Source organism: Enterococcus sp. 12C11_DIV0727 (genome assembly GCF_002148425.2).
GTDB classification, from domain to species: Bacteria; Bacillota; Bacilli; order Lactobacillales; family Enterococcaceae; genus Enterococcus_L; species Enterococcus_L lemimoniae.
Window position 1 is genome coordinate 776,268 of record NZ_CP147248.1, and the last position, 18,795, is coordinate 795,062.

At 37.1% G+C, this 18,795-nt stretch carries 13 protein-coding genes and 1 pseudogene; 4 read left to right on the forward strand and 10 right to left on the reverse strand.

Annotated elements, in window-relative coordinates; translation table 11 throughout:
• Positions 1-102 precede the first annotated feature (102 nt).
• From A5866_RS03815 to dnaE, 5 genes and pseudogenes are all read right to left on the reverse strand, one after another.
• Positions 103-615 carry a GNAT family N-acetyltransferase gene (locus tag A5866_RS03815; RefSeq protein ID WP_176332556.1) on the reverse strand — a complete coding sequence of 171 codons (513 nt, stop codon included), beginning with the start codon at positions 613-615 and terminating at the stop codon, positions 103-105.
• A gap of 316 nt (positions 616-931) precedes the next feature.
• Positions 932-1,950, reverse strand: a pseudogene (gene adhP, locus A5866_RS03820) (alcohol dehydrogenase AdhP).
• A gap of 190 nt (positions 1,951-2,140) precedes the next feature.
• Positions 2,141-3,898 (reverse strand): pyruvate kinase, encoded by a 1,758-nt coding sequence (pyk, locus tag A5866_RS03825; RefSeq protein WP_086444331.1) that lies wholly within the window; start codon positions 3,896-3,898, stop codon positions 2,141-2,143.
• Positions 3,899-4,030: 132 nt separating this feature from the next.
• Positions 4,031-4,993, reverse strand: coding sequence for a 6-phosphofructokinase (gene pfkA / locus A5866_RS03830; protein WP_086444330.1), 963 nt, complete (start codon positions 4,991-4,993; stop codon positions 4,031-4,033).
• A 173-nt stretch (positions 4,994-5,166) separates the two neighbouring features.
• A complete protein-coding gene (dnaE, locus tag A5866_RS03835) occupies positions 5,167-8,499 on the reverse strand; it encodes a DNA polymerase III subunit alpha (protein ID WP_086444329.1) in 3,333 nt (1,110 codons plus the stop codon).
• A gap of 108 nt (positions 8,500-8,607) precedes the next feature.
• On the opposite strand from dnaE, the gene A5866_RS03840 reads away from it, so the two are divergent.
• Positions 8,608-8,799 carry a YjzD family protein gene (locus A5866_RS03840; protein WP_069652995.1) on the forward strand — a complete coding sequence of 64 codons (192 nt, stop codon included), beginning with the start codon at positions 8,608-8,610 and terminating at the stop codon, positions 8,797-8,799.
• A gap of 121 nt (positions 8,800-8,920) precedes the next feature.
• Here the strand turns inward: A5866_RS03840 and A5866_RS03845 are convergent, their stop codons facing one another.
• From A5866_RS03845 to A5866_RS03860, 4 genes are all read right to left on the reverse strand, one after another.
• Positions 8,921-10,117, reverse strand: coding sequence for a multidrug efflux MFS transporter (locus A5866_RS03845; RefSeq protein WP_086444328.1), 1,197 nt, complete (start codon positions 10,115-10,117; stop codon positions 8,921-8,923).
• Positions 10,118-10,255: 138 nt separating this feature from the next.
• Positions 10,256-11,662, reverse strand: a complete 1,407-nt coding sequence (locus A5866_RS03850) for an NCS2 family permease (RefSeq protein WP_086279249.1) — start codon at positions 11,660-11,662, stop codon at positions 10,256-10,258.
• A 250-nt stretch (positions 11,663-11,912) separates the two neighbouring features.
• Positions 11,913-14,198, reverse strand: a complete 2,286-nt coding sequence (locus A5866_RS03855; protein WP_086444327.1) for a 5'-nucleotidase C-terminal domain-containing protein — start codon at positions 14,196-14,198, stop codon at positions 11,913-11,915.
• A gap of 68 nt (positions 14,199-14,266) precedes the next feature.
• Entirely contained in the window at positions 14,267-14,869 is a 603-nt protein-coding gene (locus A5866_RS03860; protein ID WP_086445517.1) for a DUF1361 domain-containing protein, read from the reverse strand.
• A 185-nt stretch (positions 14,870-15,054) separates the two neighbouring features.
• Between A5866_RS03860 and A5866_RS03865 the strand changes: the two genes are divergently transcribed.
• From A5866_RS03865 to A5866_RS03875, 3 genes are all read left to right on the forward strand, one after another.
• Positions 15,055-15,864, forward strand: a complete 810-nt coding sequence (locus A5866_RS03865; RefSeq protein ID WP_086445516.1) for a Cof-type HAD-IIB family hydrolase — start codon at positions 15,055-15,057, stop codon at positions 15,862-15,864.
• A 145-nt stretch (positions 15,865-16,009) separates the two neighbouring features.
• Positions 16,010-17,323 carry a putative DNA modification/repair radical SAM protein gene (locus A5866_RS03870; protein ID WP_086444326.1) on the forward strand — a complete coding sequence of 438 codons (1,314 nt, stop codon included), beginning with the start codon at positions 16,010-16,012 and terminating at the stop codon, positions 17,321-17,323.
• Complete coding sequence (locus A5866_RS03875) at positions 17,313-18,062, forward strand: TIGR03915 family putative DNA repair protein (RefSeq protein WP_086444325.1); 750 nt, start codon at positions 17,313-17,315, stop codon at positions 18,060-18,062. The genes A5866_RS03870 and A5866_RS03875 overlap by 11 nt, the downstream gene beginning before the upstream one ends.
• 92 nt (positions 18,063-18,154) lie before the next feature.
• Here the strand turns inward: A5866_RS03875 and A5866_RS03880 are convergent, their stop codons facing one another.
• Positions 18,155-18,649: a type II toxin-antitoxin system Phd/YefM family antitoxin gene (locus A5866_RS03880; protein WP_086444324.1), complete on the reverse strand. Its 495-nt coding sequence runs from the start codon at positions 18,647-18,649 to the stop codon at positions 18,155-18,157.
• Between the last annotated feature and the right edge of the window lie 146 nt (positions 18,650-18,795).

An 18,795-nucleotide genomic window follows, 5' to 3' on the forward strand; every position in this document is an offset into this window, starting at 1 on the left:
TTTTGTTGATAATGATTTGTAGCCTATTTCAATATTTTAGCTTCTGCATATAACGCTCAAGGGAATTAGCTAGACTTGCCAAATACCTATTAAAGATCAGTATTAAACTGGGATAGAGACAGTTCCTGAAATATCTTTTATATCATTTTTCCCGATTCGCTTCGCTAATATGTATGTTGCAGGAATTTCCAGATCTGTTGTGATCCCTAAATGGCTAGCTTGTTCGAATCCATAGCGGTTGTAATAAGCTGGATCGCCAATCAAAATAATCACGCTATATCCATGTTTTTCGGCCTCTTGTTCAGCTTTAGTCATCAATTTTGCTCCTACACCTTTACCTCGCTGATCTAATCGAACAGTCAAAGGTGCTAAGATCAACCCGTCCATAGTTCTTGTCTCATTGGTTATTCTTGTTTTTGTTAACATGATATGTCCAACGATTTGCATATTTTCTTCTGCTACAAAGGCTAGTTCAGGCAAATAGTTTTCACTTTTCCTCATGCGCTTAACAAATTCTTGTTCCTCCCCATCTTTGACTTTAGCTGTTTTAAAGGCTTCTTTTGTGAAGTCATAAATTACCGGGAAATCTTTTTCTTGTTCTAAACGAATGATCATTTTCATCCCTCCATTCAACTATGTTTTTTGTTTTTGACACAGATTCGTCATTTACAATCATCCATGTTTTTTTACTGATTTATTCTTTGGCTTAAATTCTATTATTAATAGTAACAGAATCTTTTTTAAGAAGCTATCAAAGTACCTAGGTGAGCAGTTAAACCATTCTTTTTATAAAAAAAAAGACCTTTGAAAGTTGAGGCTGGACAGAGGCGTTTATTCGCATTGAGGAGTGTGGGACAAAAGTGGTTTTTACTTTTGTCCCACACCCCTCAATGATCTTTTTTATTTACTCTTTTTTTATTTTATAAATACTTTATTTTTTTAAATCAACGACCATTCTACCTTTGATTTTCCCTTGTTCCATTTCTTCAAAGATATCGTTCACTTCATTTAGGCAACGTCTTTCTACAACAGGAACTACTTTACCTTCCGCTCCAAACTGGAATGCTTCTTCTAAATCTTTACGTGTTCCTACTAAGGAACCAACGATTTGAATACCATCTAGAACAGTTTTAACGATTGCAAGATCCATTGTTTCTGGAGGAAGTCCAACAGCAACAACTTTACCTGCAGCTCTTACAGAATCAACCGCTTGATTGAATGCAACTTTAGAGACAGCTGTAACGACAGCAGCGTGAGCGCCACCAACTTTTTCTTGGATCCAAGCACCTGCATCGCCATCTGTTAATGGATTACATACTAGGTCAGCATCTAGTTCTTTTGCAAATTCTAGTTTGTCATCATTGATATCAACAGCAATAACTTTTGCATTGAAGACATTCTTAGCATATTGGATAGCCAAATTCCCTAAACCACCAATACCGTATATCGCAACCCATTGACCTGGTTTTACATCAGAAACTTTAATTGCTTTATAGCAAGTAACACCAGCACATGAGATACTACTAGCTTGAGCTGGATCTAATCCTTCTGGTACTTTAACGGCATAATCAGCTTTAACGATACATTGTTCAGCCATAGCACCGTCTACTGAAAACCAGCATTTTTTACTTGGCGGCAGAATGTTTCCCGTCCAGTAATACAATATTCACAAGTCCCACAACCTTCAAAGAACTAAGCGATACTAACGCGGTCTCCTACTTTTAGACTTTCAACACCTGGAGCGATTTCTTTTACGATTCCAATTCCTTCATGACCAATAACTCGACCTGGTACTTCACCGAAATCACCATGAGCTACATGTAAATCAGTATGACAAACACCACAGTATTCTACATCCACTAAAGCTTCACCAGCTTCAAGCGGTCTAATTTCTACATCTTTAATTTCTACTTTTCCATTATTTTCTTTCGTCACAACAGCTTCTTTCATTCTATCACTCCTGTATTTAGTATTATATGGTAACGATTATATTCCACCATCTATGAAATCGTTTTATCAGAACTTTCGAGAAATTGTTCAAGATAAAAAGAAACTTTGTTCAACTTCAATAAAAAAGAGTGAAAATGAATCACTTTGCATGATTCATTCCCACTCTTTTAGGAGTACACTATTTATTTTTTTAGATTGCTGTTGTTGCACCACGGTATACAATACCACGACGAGGATCAACAGTGATCAATTCGTCATTTGCAATCAAGTTTGTAGCATCAGCTGCACCAACGATTACTGGAATATCTTTCGCAATTGCAACAACTGCTGCATGAGAAGTTAATCCACCTTCTTCAACGACTAAAGCAATTGCTTTATCAATCGCAGGCATATAATCTTTGTCAGTTGTTTTAACGACTAAGATAGAACCTTCTGTTGCGTTTGCTACAGCTTCTTCTGCTGTAGCGGCTACAACAGCTTTAGCAATAATTGATTCTTCACCGATTCCTTGGCCTTGAACTAATTTTGATCCGATCATTTGGATCTTCATTAAGTTTGTTGTTCCTTTTTCACCAACTGGAACACCAGCAGTGATAATAATCAAATCACCTTCGCTTGCAAATCCTTCTTCTTGAGAAATGTGTGTTGCTAAATTGAACATTTCGTCAGTGCTTGCTGGTTTGTCAGCAACTGTTGCATAAACACCCCAAGATAATGATAAGCTGCGTGCTTTTTGTTCTGTAAATGTAATCGCAACGATATGAGATTTTGGACGATATTTAGAAATCATACGAGCTGTATGACCAGATTCAGTTGCTGCAACGATAGTTTGGATTCCTAAATTACGAGCAGTATGTCCAACTGATTGACCAATTGCTTCTGCCATATCGGTTTTGCTGTATAATTTTAATGCAAATGTATCTTGATTGATCAATGCTTCTTCCGTACGAACAGCGATACGCGCCATTGTTTGTACAGCTTCTAATGGGTAATCCCCAGCAGCAGTTTCACCAGAAAGCATTACAGCATCTGTTCCATCATAGATCGCATTAGCCACATCATTGGCTTCAGCACGTGTTGGACGTGGGTTGCGTTGCATAGAATCCAGCATTTGAGTAGCCGTGATAACTGGTTTACCTAAAGCGTTACATTTTTTGATCAAGTCTTTTTGAACAACTGGTACATCTTCAGTTGGAATCTCAACACCCATGTCCCCACGAGCAACCATTAAACCATCTGAAACTTTCAAGATTTCATCGATGTTATCGATACCTTCTTGGTTTTCGATTTTAGGAATGATTTGGATATGAGTAGCATTTTCTTCTTCTAAAATTTTAGTAATTTCTAAAACGTCAGTTGCACGACGAACGAAACTAGCAGCGATAAAATCAACGCCTTGTTCGATACCAAAACGAATATCAGCCGCATCTTTTTCTGTAATACCAGGAAGGTTTACAGATACGCCAGGAACGTTAACACCTTTTTTATTTTTCAAGATACCTTCATTTTTAACAAGCGTAACGATTTCATTTGCAACACGATCGATATCTGTTACTTCTAAATCGATTAAACCGTCATCTAAAAGAATGTGAGAACCGATGTTTACATCGTTAATTAATTCTGGATAAGTGATTGAGAATTTTTCAGGAGTTCCTAAAACTTCTGTCGTAGAAAGACGAACTGTTTCACCTGTTTTTAGAGTGATTGCGCCATTTTCCATTTCGTTCGTACGGATTTCAGGGCCTTTTGTATCAAGTAAGATCGCTACACGTTTACCTGTAATTTTTACAGCTTCACGAATATTTTTGATGCGGTTGCCATGTTCTTCAAAATCACCATGTGAGAAGTTCAAACGGCAAACATTCATCCCTGCATTTATTAAATTTACTAGCATATCTACTGATTCACTAGCTGGTCCGATCGTACATACGATTTTCGTTTTTTTCATTACCAAACGCTCCTATTCCAATTTTGTTTATACGTTATGAAGATTATCTATTTTCCTCAAGAAATCCTTTGAATAAATGATGAAGCCAGAAGCAACTCCTTCAGAAATATGCTTATGTTCCAACCTCCATTCTTAGAAAGAAATCTCTTGATTTAAATCATAAAGTGATAAGTCTGGTTTGTGTTTGTGGTTTTCCAATGTGTCAACGATATCGGCTGAAACAACTTGGTTATCCAACATACCGATACATTGTCCGCCAATACCGGCTTTCAATAATTCAACGGCATATGAACCAAATTTACTTGCTAATACACGATCACGAGCACTTGGTGAGCCACCGCGGACAACGTGTCCTAAAATAGAAACACGTGTATGGAAATCACCATGTTCAGAAAGTTTATCAGCAAATTCATTTCCGCCCATAACGCCTTCTGCCAAGATGATCAAGCAATGTTTTTTGCCACGATCGCGGCCTTCTCTGATACGTTTTGCAACATTGACCATGTCGAAATCATGTTCAGGAATAATGATTTCATCAGCACCACCTGCTACACCTGACCAAAGAGCGATATCGCCTGCACCACGTCCCATTACTTCAATGACAAATGTCCGAACATGCGAAGTTGCAGTATCACGAATACGGTCAATCGATTCTAATACTGTATTAATCGCTGTATCAAAGCCAATTGTGAAATCAGTCCCTGGAATATCATTGTCAATTGTTCCTGGAATTCCTACAGCTGGGAAACCACGTTTTGTTAGTGCCATTGCACCATGATAAGAACCATCACCACCGATAACAACTAAACCTTCGATACCAAATTTTTTCAATTGTTCGATGCCTTTCAATTGTCCTTCTTCTGTTGCAAATTCTGGGTAACGTGCAGAATATAAAAATGTTCCTCCACGTTGAATCTTATCGCCAACATCTGCAATGTCTAAGCGGCGGATATCACCTGCTACCAAACCTGCAAAACCGTAGTTGATTCCATAAACTTCGATTCCGTCAAAAATCCCTTTACGCACCACTGCACGAATTGCAGCGTTCATTCCTGGGGCATCTCCCCCACTGGTTAAAATACCGATACGTTTCATTCGTTCTTTCACCTCATATAATATACTTTTAAGCTGTAACAATTTTTTTGTCACAGTTATTCATTACTCAAAAATATTACGTCACTCATTTTACCATTAATAGTGCAAAAAGTCTTGATTTAAGAAGAAATAATTGAAAAAAGATGAAAACAATTAGTATTTTTTACCGTAAATCATTTGAAAACAACATTTTGAGCGCCTAAGATCGTTTCTAGTTCTTCTTTTGCCGCCACTGTATCAGCTAGCCAATTCTCTTCTCCTAAGACTAATTTCTTCCCGTTTTTTTCAAAATAAATAATCACTGGTGTATTGCCTTTATGTTTTTGAATGACTTCCCGAATACTTTGTAACACGTTTTTTTGATCTTTTTCAGCAATTATTTTCAGGTAACAAGTTGTTGCACTAATACTGTTTTCAATATCACTTGCCTTTTCAATCTGATTGACCAATAATTGTAATTCTTGGTTATAGTTACTTTTTTCTATTTTGCCTTCTACGAAATAAACTTGATTTTTTTCAACATTTTGACGCAACGTTCTAAAAACGGTTGGAAAAAGAGTCAAAGAGAGTGATCCAGTTAAATCATCTCCTTCAACAAAAGCCATTTGTTCTCCTTTTTTCGTTCGGATCACTCGAATATCTTTCACATAAATTAACAAGCGAGCTGTTTGTTTTTCAACAACGTCACTAACAAGCATGACCTGCTTCATTAATCGTGTTTTTTTGAATTCTTCAGTTGGGTGTCCAGATAAATAAACCCCTAAATATTGTTCTTCTTGTTCTAGTTTTTCTTCTAAAGTATAGTCTGCAATTTCTACTTCTTTTAGTTTCAAGGTGTCTTCCAATAGATTCATGCTGCCACCGCTATAAATGATATTTTGAATTTCACTATCTAAACTAACAGACAACTGACGACGATTAGGCTGAAGTTCGTCAAAAGCACCAATTGCGATTAGTGGTTGGATATTTTCAGCTTTCAACCATTTGCGATCGATACGTAACAAAAATTGATCAAAGGTTTTGAATGGTCCTCGCTCTTTTCGTTCGTCAAGGATGTTTTGGATGAAATCTCTACGAATTCCTTTTAGCGAGCTAAAACCAAACATGATTTGATCATCATTATTTAGATAGAAACTATATTGGCTAGAATTGATTGCAGGTTGCATAATCGTCATTTTATTTTTACGAGCTTCACCAATGTACTCTTTGATTTTTGTTGGGTTATGTCTTACCGAATGGAGGATCGCTGCATAAAAAGCACCTGGAAAATGAACTTTTAAATAGGCCATTTGAAACCCGATAAAGGAATACGCAAAAGCATGAGATCGGTTAAATCCATAATTGGCAAAACGCTCGATATAATCATAAATCGTTGTTGCTACGGCTTCGCTATGTCCTTGTTTCATAGCACCTTCAACAAAGTGCTTTCGTTCCTCATCTAGTACATCTTTTTTCTTTTTACTGACCGCACGCCTTAAAATATCAGCCTGACCCAGACTAAAACCAGCCATAGTAGAAGCAACTTGAATGATTTGCTCTTGATAAACAATCACACCATACGTATTCTTCAAAATCGGTTCTAAAACAGCATCAGGATACTCGATTGGTTCCTGTCCTTTTTTTCTCCGGACAAACAAATCGATATTTTGCATGGGACCTGGACGATATAAAGCATTGACCGCTGCAATATCTTCAATACTTGTCGGACCTAATTTTCTTAAAACATTTCTTATCCCAGCTGATTCAAATTGGAAAACGCCACTGGTCTCCCCACGTCTAAACAAGGCTAAGGTCAATTCATCATCTAATGGAATTTGGTTTAAAATCACTTCTTTTTTGTAGACTCTTTTGATTGACTTGATCGTATCATCGATGATCGATAGATTTCGCAAGCCTAGGAAATCCATTTTGAGTAAGCCAATTTTCTCCACATCATTCATCGTAAATTGCGTCAAGAAGATATCATTTGAACCTGGTTGTAACGGTACAATATCTATGAGATCAAGATCACTGATCACTACCCCCGCCGCATGAGTCGACACGTGCCGTGGTAATCCTTCTAACCGAACAGCAGTATCATATAAAAGGCGATTTATTTCAGAAGAATTCACCAGCTCTACTAATTTTTTTGAATCTGCATAAGCTGTTTTCAAGGTCATTTTCAGAACACTCGGAACAGCACTAGACCAACGATTAGATTCACTTTGTGATAAGCCAAAGACTCTAGCTACATCTCTTAAAACCATTTTTGCTGCCATCGTCCCGAAAGTAGCGATCTGCGCCATATGATAGTGTCCATATTTTTCTCGAACATATTGCAAGACTTCTTCACGTCGATTATCGGGAATATCTAAATCTATATCGGGCATCGAGTGTCTTTCAGGATTTAAAAAACGTTCAAATAGTAAATCATATTTGATTGGATCTACATCCGTAATCGATAAAACGTAAGAAACCAAGGATCCTGCTGCTGAACCACGTCCGGCTCCCGTTACGATCTTTCTTTCATGGGCAAAAGCCATAACATCCCAAACAATCAAAAAATAATCATCAAACCCCATTGTATGGATGATATCTAACTCTTTTGCCAAGCGTTTTTCATACTCAATCGTAACAGTTGGGATGCGTTCAGGTAATTTTTGTACACACAGTTCTTTTAAAAATGCCCCTGCCTCTTTACCATCTGGAATCGGATAATGCGGCAGTAATCGTTGATGTAACGGGATTTCTAAGGTACAATCATCAGCCAACAGTTCTGCGTTATGCACTGCTTGGTCATTGACTTTTACAAGTAATTGTTTTACGGCATCTGTCTGACTTCTTAGATAATATGGCCCTTCAATTTCAGTTTCCTCTGCATTCAAGGTCATTTGTTGCCCTTCATCGATATGAGCCAACACCTTTAAGGCAAAACCATCCTCGCGATTTAAATAGCGGGTTTCTTGTAATGCTACAAGTGGTTGTTCTCTTGTTTCATAAAATTGGAACAAAGCTGGATCGGTTTCCGGGTTACACGTAAATGAAGCTCCTGCAAAAAAAGATGATGGATCAAAAAAGTCTGTTAGCTGTTCTAAGCTTTCAGCCGCTTCTGCTTCACTTCGCTTTAAGGCAAAAGCAACCTCTCCTTTATCAGACGGCATCACGGCGTATAGATGATTCAAATACTCCTTGACTCCTTCTAAATAGAAAACTCTCTTACTGTTCATTTTGGCAGTAGAAATCCGCATCAAATTTTGATACCCTTGAAGATCTTTTGCATATAATAACAATTGAGCTGGCTGCTCCGATTTTTGTGGTGTATATTCTAATGTTAACCCGATGATTGGTTTGATTGCTTCTTTTTTGCAGGCCTCAAAAAATTCAATGGCGCCATGAAGTACATTAATATCCGTAATTCCTAAAGTTGTATAGCCTAAATTTTTGGCTTGTTGCACTAATTCTTGAATACGAATAGTACTGGAAAGTAATGAGTAAGAAGTAATTGTATATAGTTGTGGAAAAGGCATAAGACATCTCCTTATATGTATGATGGTTTTGATTCAAAAATGTAACTTTCAATTTCTTTACATTTACAAAAATTGTGCTAAACTATAGCTAGAAAAGAGGTGCAATCCATGCGTTACATTCTTGTATTGTTGTGGTCCTTTTTACTAGGACAAGTGGTCGGTTATATCGGCGGTGCCTTAAACGGCGGATCTTACGATTTTATGCTGACAACGATTATGTCATTGATTACCGGTGTGATTATCTTATTGATTGGTCAATTCGCTTTACCAAAAAAAGAAACCACTAAAAGTGCTCAATAACTTTGCAAATGAGACATCTTTTTTTAAGTAATCGTCTCGCCATTTATTACTTGAAAATCATCTTTATAAAAAAACCAGTTACTACAAACATTGTAACTGGTTTTTTTATGTTTTCAACTGTTTAGAGTCTTTTATTTAAAATTTTGCGAAAATTGAATAAAGAAAGGCAAATATTACCTAAGACAAAACAAGCTGTGACAATAAATACGGCACTATAACCAAAACCGTGAGCAACGGTCGATCCGATCATTGGACCTAAAACCTGCCCAAAATTACTAAACATTTGATTGTAACTGTAAATTCTGCTGACACCCTCTGATGGTGTGATTTTACTAATCAACGTATTGATCGACGGCATCAAAGCGCCTGTTGAAAAGCCTAGAAAAAATCGTAGTAAACCTAGTTGAAACGGTGTCTTAACAAAAGCCATCGGAATATAACAAATCATCGATAGCATCAATCCCGCCAACAAAACTTTATGATTCCCGATTTTATCCCCAAGCTTCCCTAGAACGGGTGAAGAGATGACTGCCGATACACCAGCTACCGAAACAATCAGACCACTGATAAACAAAATATTACCTGTATCATGGCTCAATGAACGGATATATAAGGTTAAAATCGGGCTGATACTTGTCACACCAATTTGCAAAATTAACGTTGTGATGAATAACCCAATCAAAATGGACACATGATCCATCTTTGAAAAAATATCTTTTGTACTCAACAGATCTTTCTTCTCTACTGGTTGAAAATCCTCTTTTACCATAAAAATTGTCAGTAATGTTGTAATTAATAGTACGATCCCAGTAATGATGAATACATTTTCCATTCCAAACCATTGTGCTAAAGCACCACCGATCGAAGGTCCAATCAAATTCCCTGCAATGGCACCTGTTGACAACGTTCCTAAAGCCCAACCGCTTTTTTCTTTAGGTGCTTGAGAGGCAATCATAGCTGTCGCATTGGGAATATAGCCAGATAGAATCCCGTTGAAAAAACGCATAATGAGCAACCAATAAACGTTTGACACAAAAGCCAAAGACCCCATCGTAATCGTCATCCCAGCTGCCGCTCGAATCATCATCACTTTGCGCCCTTTTCTATCTGCCAGATTCCCCCAGATTGGCGCTACAATTGCAGCGGCAAATGCTGTAACGGCTATCGCAAGTCCTGAAAAAAGCTCAACTTGACTCTTCGGTGTCCCTAACTGTTCAACATAAACAGGGATAAAAGGCATCACCAAACTAATGCTCGCACCTGTAAAAAAACAACCTAACCAAGCAACCATTAAATTCTTTTTCCACTCAATTCTCATAATAACGTACACCTCACAAGTTCTTCACTATTAACTATACTCCAAATTCTGTAATCTCTCAAAAAATTTTTCTGTTAAACAAAATAAAAAAGCCCAACTGCCTAAAAGACAGCTAGACCTTTTCATTAAAAACCTCTTTTATAAAATCGCCAAAATAACAAAGTTTAAGATAAACAGAGCATTAACGACCCAAAGAATGGGCGAAACTTCATTAAATTTTCCTTTTGCTACTTTTACTACTGCATAAAAAATGAAGCCAGCTGCAATCCCATAAGAAATACTGTAACATAAGCCCATAAAAATAGAGGCAAAAAATGCTGGCACAGCTTCTTCTAAATTGGTCCATTCAATATCCTTAAATGATGCCAACATCATCACACCGACTAAAATCAAAGCAGGTGCTGTTGCTTGTGCTGGAACAATTGCAATCAGCGGTGAAAATAAACTACTTAATGCAAATAATCCTGCTACAACAACTGAAGTCAAACCAGTTCGTCCGCCAGCTCCGATCCCTGCAGCACTTTCTACGTAAGTTGTTGTATTAGAGGTTCCAAAAACTGCGCCAATCGACGTTGCGATTGCATCTGCAAATAACGCTTTATCCATTTTTGTTGAAAAACCTTTACTATCTTCTAAAGCTAATTCATCCTCTTTAGAGAAAATACCGGTCCGACGTCCTGTTCCAATAAAGGTACCGATCGTATCAAATGTATCTGATAAGCTAAACGCAATGACCGTCATCAAAACTTGGGGAATTTTAGATGCATCGCTAAACAATGACTGCATTCCATCCGCTCCAAAGGCTGCACCAAAAGTAGTTCCTAGTTCACCAATAGAACTTCCCAACGAATTTGCTTGCCAATCAATTGCTGATAAATCGACCACGCCCATTGGTATTGCAATGATCGTTGTCGCCACAATCCCAATCAAAATAGCACCGCGAACATTTAAAACGACCAAGATCGTCATTAAGACTAAACCAATCACAGCTAATATAATTTCTGGATTATTAAAGTTCCCTAAAGCTGGAACCACACTATCACCATTAACCATTCCATTGACTGGCTCAGATTGTACTGTGAAATCTAACAGCTTTGCATTTTTGATCCCAACATAGGCAACAAAAATTCCAATCCCTCCACCAATTGCATGTTGCATACTTTCTGGGATAGCGTTAATGATCAATTTACGAATTTTTGTAACAGTGATCAACACATTGATCAATCCGCAGATAAAGACCATCGCTAAAGCTTGCTGCCATGTATAGCCTAATCCAAAAACTACCGTAAACGTAAAAAATGCATTTAAACCCATTCCAGGAGCTTGTGCATAAGGAACATTTGCAAAAAGTCCCATGATCAAAGTTCCAATAATCGATGCAATGATCGTTGCTAAAAATACTGCTTGAAACGGCATTCCTGTTTGAGATAGAATCGAAGGATTAACGAATAAGATATAACTCATTGCAAAAAATGTTGTTACACCTGCCACCATTTCAGTTGAGATTGTCGTTTTGTTTTCCTTTAATTTGAAAAACTTTTCCATAAAGTTGTCTCGCTCCCTTTTTACCCAAAAATTTCATCAAGAGTTTGTTTAACGTTATAAATTAATAAGTGCTTGTTCCGCTTTCCTGATGAATACTTATAAAGTATACGTTAGCGAGGTGACCATTTCAACAAATTATTAACTTTAATACTAATATCTTTTATTAATGTTCGTGTTTAACCATTTTGAATAAAATTTATAAAAAACCTTACAGTCGTGATGATTACTCAGCGACTGTAAAGTTTTTGTTTTATATCATTTTTCTCTTGATCAACACAACAATATTTGTGCTAATAGCGAATACTCCAAATAGAGCTGAACGGTTTTCTGATCGTTCTCCCGTTTTTGGTAATTCTTTTTTAGAAGCTGCCTTAGCAAGCTCTTTGGTATTTGTTCCTTCGCTAATAACATCTTTCTTAGGTAAAATTTCAATTGGAAAAACAACCTGATTTTTTTCTGTATCTAGCACGACAGCTGTTAGTTTCTTTTTACCTTTAATTTTTAATGAGGTTACATTCATTTTGATAAGACCTTGTGAATCAGCTTGGCCGACTAAGTCTCCTTCTGGAAGCTCCGCTGTTCTTGTGTTCATTTGAGGAATTTCGCCATCATAGAGTACAATTGTTGCATTTGGTAGCGTAACACCTCTCAAAAGTTCATCATCTTCGTATAAGGGATCAAAAATCGTTGCCTTTTTAATTTTCTCTTCACCTTCATTTGGAGCTGGAACTTCTGGATCAGGTGGTGTTGTCGGGTCCACTAATTTTTTACGATTTTCAACAGAAGCTTCAATTAATTCTCCAGCGGCTTCCTTACCTTCAATATACCCAATGAACGTTTCGGTATCTGGTTGAATTGCATTGATCAACTTCGCCCCAGTAAAACCAGAAAAACCGTCTCCTCCACCAAATAAAAAGTCATTGATGACAACTAAATAGGGAGCGTCCGCCTGAATTGACGTGCCATCTTTTTTATGCATTTCATGAACTTTGAATGGTTGATTCTTATCTGTTGTTGCAGTATACGTATAGCTTAACCCAGAAATTTGTAAAAAGTAGCGTTCTTCTTCATCATATTGTTCGTTTAATACTTGTTCAATTTGGGCACCGGTCATCTCAACCACCTGCATAATATTGCCAAATGGCTGTACGGCTTGAGCCGCTCCCCACGTAATATCACGATTCGCTTCAACCGCTAAATCAGCACGAATGCCACCGTTGTTAGTCATTGCAAAATCAGCATCGATCCCTTGGAGTTTCGCCATCGTGACTTGCCCATCCGTAATCAAATTTCCAAGAGGAGATTCTTTTGAGTCATTAACTTCTCGAGTGATTCCGCCTGTTTCTTTTGCTGTCCCAATTTTTTTGTTCGTCACCTGTGCCACACGTGCTTCAGCATCCTTCACAGTTGCTTCAACCTTTGAATCAACTTTTGGTACATCCTTAGCGGCTGGATCAACTGGTAGAACTTTGGCTTTTGGTGTCTCTACAAAATCATTGATTTTTGGATCAAGTGTCCCTTGCAAGTCAATATATCCTTTTCCTTGCGCTGTAGACTGAACCACTCTCGTCTTATTCACAACACCGTTGGTATATTGATGGTTATGTGCTGCAAAAAAAGCATCTACACTATTCTCTGGATAAAGTTTATCCACTGACGCCATGATTTCTGCGGCTTCTCCATTCACTTTATCCGCCTTGCTTGTTGCAGGGATATGAGCCAAGACTACGATCGCATTCACACCTTCTGCTTGTAACTTGTTGGAATAATAAGCAATAGTCTCAGCTTCGTCCAAAAAGTCATACGCTTCATAATGTTCTTTTAAAACTAAGTTAGGAATTTCAGTTGTAACCACACCGATAAAACCGACTTTTACTTTATTCGTTGCTGTTCCAACCTCTTTGATTTTGTAAGGTTTCCAACCGAAAGGAATTTCTTCCGTTCCTTTTTTGACAACATTACCAATGACGATTTCAGTTTTTGAGGCTTCTCTTGGATATGCAGCTAAAATACCATATGGATCATTAAGCGGTTTTTCGCCAATCATGATGCGATTAAATTCTTGGAGCCCTTCATCAAATTCGTGATTTCCAATAGTCCCAACCGCAAAATCCATTTGATTCAACACTTTAATCGTTGGTTCATCTTGAAGCAGCCCCGAGCTTGCAGGACTTGCCCCGACCATATCACCAGCATGAACACGCACTGTTTGAGCATTTTTGTTAGCGTTTTTAAATTGTTCTTGCGCTTGATTCAAATAACCGGCTAATAAAGGCGCCGTCCCAGCATTCGCAGTTTTCTTTCCTTCATCATCAAAAAAAGAACCCGTTGTATTCAAGGCACCGTGAAAATCATTGATCCCTAAGATTTGAATGGGAATGTTCCCCTCCGCTAACGGCTGTTCAAGCGTTCCCTTCTGATCACCTGTTCCATTGATTGTTTCCGCATTAGCAACATTGTCCGCCAAGGCCACGCCACTGCTAATTCCCCCAATAGTAAATAAAATAGTTAACAAAGAGCTTTGCCACTTTTTCATATTTATAACTCCTCTTCGATTATTTCCAAACATACTTAGTTAAAGAGTAACAATTTCCTCACACACTGTCAATACGACTTTTCTTGCTCTTCTATCAGCTCCAACCCTTTTAATCCAACAATAAAAGCAAGTAAAATAAGCTGCATCATTGTAAGTAATAGAACAAACAAGACTTTATTCACCGACCAATCAAAAAAAAGTCGGATGGTTTGGACCGGTTTTGTAAATAAATGAACACTATGCAAGCGATCAAATCGTCCAACGAAAATAGCTAAACTAGACAAGAAATTGATCAACACAATCAAAAATAGCCCTTGCCATTTTTTCTTTAAGATATTTCTTTGAAAACTTTCACTGATTATTGTGAGAACGGTCGCCATCCCTAAAAAACCATAGCCACAAATTCCAATCGTCAACAAACTAAACGATAACCAATCAGAAAGTGACTGACCAAATATCTGATTCATTCCTTGATAGATCGATAACCGTTCTAAATGAAAAAAGTCCGTAAATAAATAAGGTGCATTTGGATAAAATAATAGCCAAACTGAGCCTAAAAGGAGAAACATTCGCCTTCCTACTTGTTTAAAATGAAAACTAATTTCAAGTGGAATATATGCCAATAAAACATTCAAAGCCATAAAATGGTACATCTCAGCAAAAAACAGCATATACACACAATAGAAAAGAGTTACGATCCGGATTGACCAACGATAAGTTTGAACCAAGTGTTTCACCGTCCTTTTTTCATTTAGTGTATCACAAAGAATTTATTTTCAAAAATTTTCTTGAAAACTTGTCATTCTGCTATTTTATGCTAGACTTAGTTAAAGAAAACTTTCCGGGAGGAACGATTTTGAAAAAATTAATTGCAATTGACTTAGATGGTACAACGTTAAATGCACAATCTTTAATTAGTGCAACAACTGAAAAAGCTTTAAAAAATGCGATGGCGCATGGTCATTATGTCAGCATAGTTACTGGTCGTCCTTATCGAATGAGCGGTCAATTTTATCGCCAATTAGGCCTAGCTACACCCATGGTCAATTTCAATGGCGCTCTCGTTCATATGCCTGAAAAACAATGGGCAGATGAATTGGAAACTGGGATCCAGCGAGATTTAGTGTTTGATATTTTAGCTCAAAAGAAAGCATTAAATCTTGATTTTGTTGCTGCAGAAAATAAAGAAACGTTTTATATTGATAGTTTAGATTACTTCGATTCAGCTTTTTTTGCATCAGAAGCAACTGAAAACAACCTATTAACTGCTAAAAATTTAATTACCGATCCAACTTCTATGATGGTTCGGACATCAAAAGATCAGGCTGCACTTGTCTCGGATTCTTTGATGAAGCAATATGGTGATTATGTTGATGTTCGAACTTGGGGCGGACCAACACCTATTTTAGAGATCGTTTCTAAAGGTATCCAAAAAGCAAAAGGCGTGGAACAAGTTGCTAAATACCTAGACGTGAAGCGTTCAGACATTATCGCATTTGGTGATGAACATAATGATGAAGAGATGTTGGATTATGTTGGTTGGGGTGTTGCAATGAAAAATGCTACTGATCAAATCAAATCCGTAGCCAATGATGTCACTGAGAAAACCAATGACGATGATGGCTTAGCCGATTATTTAGAACGATATTTAGATATAAAAAAATAGTAGCTATTTATTTGCATTTAGGCTGTCAACCAAAAGTGATTTTCACTTTTGGTTGACAGCCTATTTTTTACATCTTTGACAAAATTTAACTCTCTTGCTAAAATAAGAACGTACGTTCGATTCCGAATTAGAAAAGAGGGTTAAAATGGAGCTAGCTAAAAAAATAGAAATTCTTGCTGAATCTGCAAAATATGATGTTTCATGCTCAAGTAGTGGTGTTACTGATAATACACGAAACGGAACTGTAGGTAGCACTTCAGCCGCCGGTATTTGCCATTCTTTCACAAGTGACGGACGTTGCGTTTCACTTTTGAAGCTACTTTTCACAAACGCATGTATTTTTGACTGTCATTACTGTATCAATAGAAAATCCAATACGATTCCCAGAGCAACCTTTACGCCACAAGAAGTTGCAGATTTAACCATGGATTTTTATATGCGCAACTATATTGAAGGGCTTTTCTTAAGTTCGGCTATCATTAAAAATGTTGATTACACAAGTGAATTATTAATCAAAACGTTAAAGATTTTGCGTTACGAAAAAGGATTTAAGGGATACATCCATGTCAAAGCAATTCCTGGAGCTGATGAAAAGCTAATTGAAGAATTAGGGTATTTGGCCGATCGAATGAGTATTAATGTGGAGCTACCTTCAAGAGAAAGTTTGAAACTGTTAGCACCGGATAAGGATCCATTTACCTTATACAAACCAATGAAACAAATCACACATAAAAAACATGAGTTAGCTCAAGTTCCAGCTTTAAGAAAACAAGCAAGCTTTGTCCCCGCAGGTCAATCCACTCAGATGATCATTGGGGCATCTCCTGAAAGTGATCATGCTATTGTCAAAATTGCGGAAAATCTTTATCAAAAATACGAATTGAAAAGAGTCTATTACTCAGCCTACATTCCGGTAAATCAAGATTCCTTACTACCAGCGATCACAACTGATCCACCTTTATTACGAGAGCACCGTCTATATCAAGCGGACTGGCTCCTACGTTTCTACCGATTTTCTGCGGATGAAATCTTGTCTGAAGATAAACCAAATTTTAATTTGTATCTTGATCCCAAAGCCAATTGGGCCGTTCAGCATTATGAGCAATTTCCGATTGATGTCCAAACAGCCTCATATGACCAATTGCTACGGATTCCCGGAATCGGTCCTAAAAGTGCTCTTAATATCCTAAAAGCGCGGAAATATTATCAATTGCATCTCACTGATTTAAAAAAATTAGGTGTCGTGATTAAACGAGCACAATATTTCGTCAGCTGTAACGGTGCTCGCCAGGCCGGGCTTATTCATGATCCTGAATGGGTCATCGCTTCCCTAATTTCATCTCGCCAATATGAAACATTAAAACAGGTCAACAGCCAGTCAAGGCAAGAACAACTCACTTTATTTGACGTAGAACGGTTTGAAACAACGAAACGAAAGGAAGCTCGTTATGCAAATTGAAAAAACAACTGAAGTTTGGGAGTACGACGGCAGTTTTCATGGATTTTTAACAATTGTCTATCATGCTTTTAAAAAAAGACAGTTTCCAGAAATTATTTTAACACCGGATACTGCTGTTGAAAGTTTGTTTATCAGTCATTGGATCTCAACCGATACAGCTTTGGCTCATAAAATGTATAAACGTCTACTTACTCGCTTGAGACAAGAAAATAGTCAGTTTATTATTGATGGGTTTTATTGTTCCTTAAAAGAAAAAGAACGATTTTTACTTGATGCGATTCAAATTGCTTTAGAATCAAAAGACTTGCTGTTAAATCATCTTGGACATTCATCTATTTTAGCCTTACAAAATGCCTTAAAGTCTCTTTTTGGTGAAGTTCACTTGTTCACAGGATTTATTCGTTTTGAATACATAGGAGAGCTACTTTATAGCACGATTGCGCCAAAACATTTTTCATTGCCTTACCTATGTCCCCATTTTGCCAAGCGATATCCGCAAGAAATGATTATGATTTATGACGAAACACATCGTTTACTTGGTATTATTGAACATGGAGAAATTAGTTTTATTGAAAACAGTGATCCTCCAACTTTTCATACAAAAGAGAGTGAACAAGAAATCCAAGCTCATTGGCGTTCATTTCTACAAGCCATTACCATTCAAGAACGAAAAAATGAACGAGCTCAGTTGTCACATTTGCCTAAACGTTATCGTCATCATATGGTTGATTTCAATTAATCTAGTATTAAAAAAAAAACGAGGTGGGCTTTGGACATAACTCTGCGAGTCATATTCAAAGCCCACTTTATCTAATAAGATTGATCAGATACTTAGTCCATTCTAAGGTGGATTTTTTTCACAATTATTTTATCTGATAAATGAGATTGATTACTTTGTTCGCCAATCACCTCAGCAAAAATATTGGTCCGGTCTTCTTTTTTCTGTAACTGATACTCGATTTTTCCAGTTTCATTCAATTCATTCATCATTTCACTATAGTCGTCTTCTTCGATTTTCCTAGTAATAAAGCCTAGTGAAACTAATTGATCATCTAGATTTTTAGTAGATATTAGAGACCCAAAAGCAATGTTTTGACGGATTTCTTGATTTAATTCTGTGATTTTTATCTCTTGACCTTGTTCAGCCTTTTTTTTCTTGATCAATGCTTCGTATTGTTCAACGCTCAACATGACACCAGCAACTTTTTTTCTATTGTAAATATACACGCCGGAATTCGTTTCTTTTGCTGTTTCAAAAATCGTCATCGGAGATTGCTTCACATCTGTAACTGAAAATGCTATGTTTTTTTTCACTTTATTTTTCATTGTTCAACTTCCCTTCCAGATGATTATATCATACAGAATTTTAGTGTGAAGGGCTTTTTGTGATTGTTGCTCTTTTAGTTAGGCGAATTTTGGGCAACAAAAAACAAGTGCCGTTACTAAAGCTCTATGAGATTTAATAACGTCAC

Coding starts and splice junctions, on each gene's coding strand:
- pyk (WP_086444331.1), bottom strand. CDS start 3,898: ATGAAAAAAACGAAAATCGTATGTACGATCGGACCAGCTAGTGAATCA.
- A5866_RS03880 (WP_086444324.1), bottom strand. CDS start 18,649: ATGAAAAATAAAGTGAAAAAAAACATAGCATTTTCAGTTACAGATGTG.
- A5866_RS03850 (WP_086279249.1), bottom strand. CDS start 11,662: ATGGAAAAGTTTTTCAAATTAAAGGAAAACAAAACGACAATCTCAACT.
- pfkA (WP_086444330.1), bottom strand. CDS start 4,993: ATGAAACGTATCGGTATTTTAACCAGTGGGGGAGATGCCCCAGGAATG.
- A5866_RS03875 (WP_086444325.1), top strand. CDS start 17,313: ATGCAAATTGAAAAAACAACTGAAGTTTGGGAGTACGACGGCAGTTTT.
- A5866_RS03840 (WP_069652995.1), top strand. CDS start 8,608: ATGCGTTACATTCTTGTATTGTTGTGGTCCTTTTTACTAGGACAAGTG.
- dnaE (WP_086444329.1), bottom strand. CDS start 8,499: ATGCCTTTTCCACAACTATATACAATTACTTCTTACTCATTACTTTCC.
- A5866_RS03870 (WP_086444326.1), top strand. CDS start 16,010: ATGGAGCTAGCTAAAAAAATAGAAATTCTTGCTGAATCTGCAAAATAT.
- A5866_RS03845 (WP_086444328.1), bottom strand. CDS start 10,117: ATGAGAATTGAGTGGAAAAAGAATTTAATGGTTGCTTGGTTAGGTTGT.
- A5866_RS03855 (WP_086444327.1), bottom strand. CDS start 14,198: ATGAAAAAGTGGCAAAGCTCTTTGTTAACTATTTTATTTACTATTGGG.
- A5866_RS03815 (WP_176332556.1), bottom strand. CDS start 615: ATGATCATTCGTTTAGAACAAGAAAAAGATTTCCCGGTAATTTATGAC.
- A5866_RS03860 (WP_086445517.1), bottom strand. CDS start 14,869: ATGCTGTTTTTTGCTGAGATGTACCATTTTATGGCTTTGAATGTTTTA.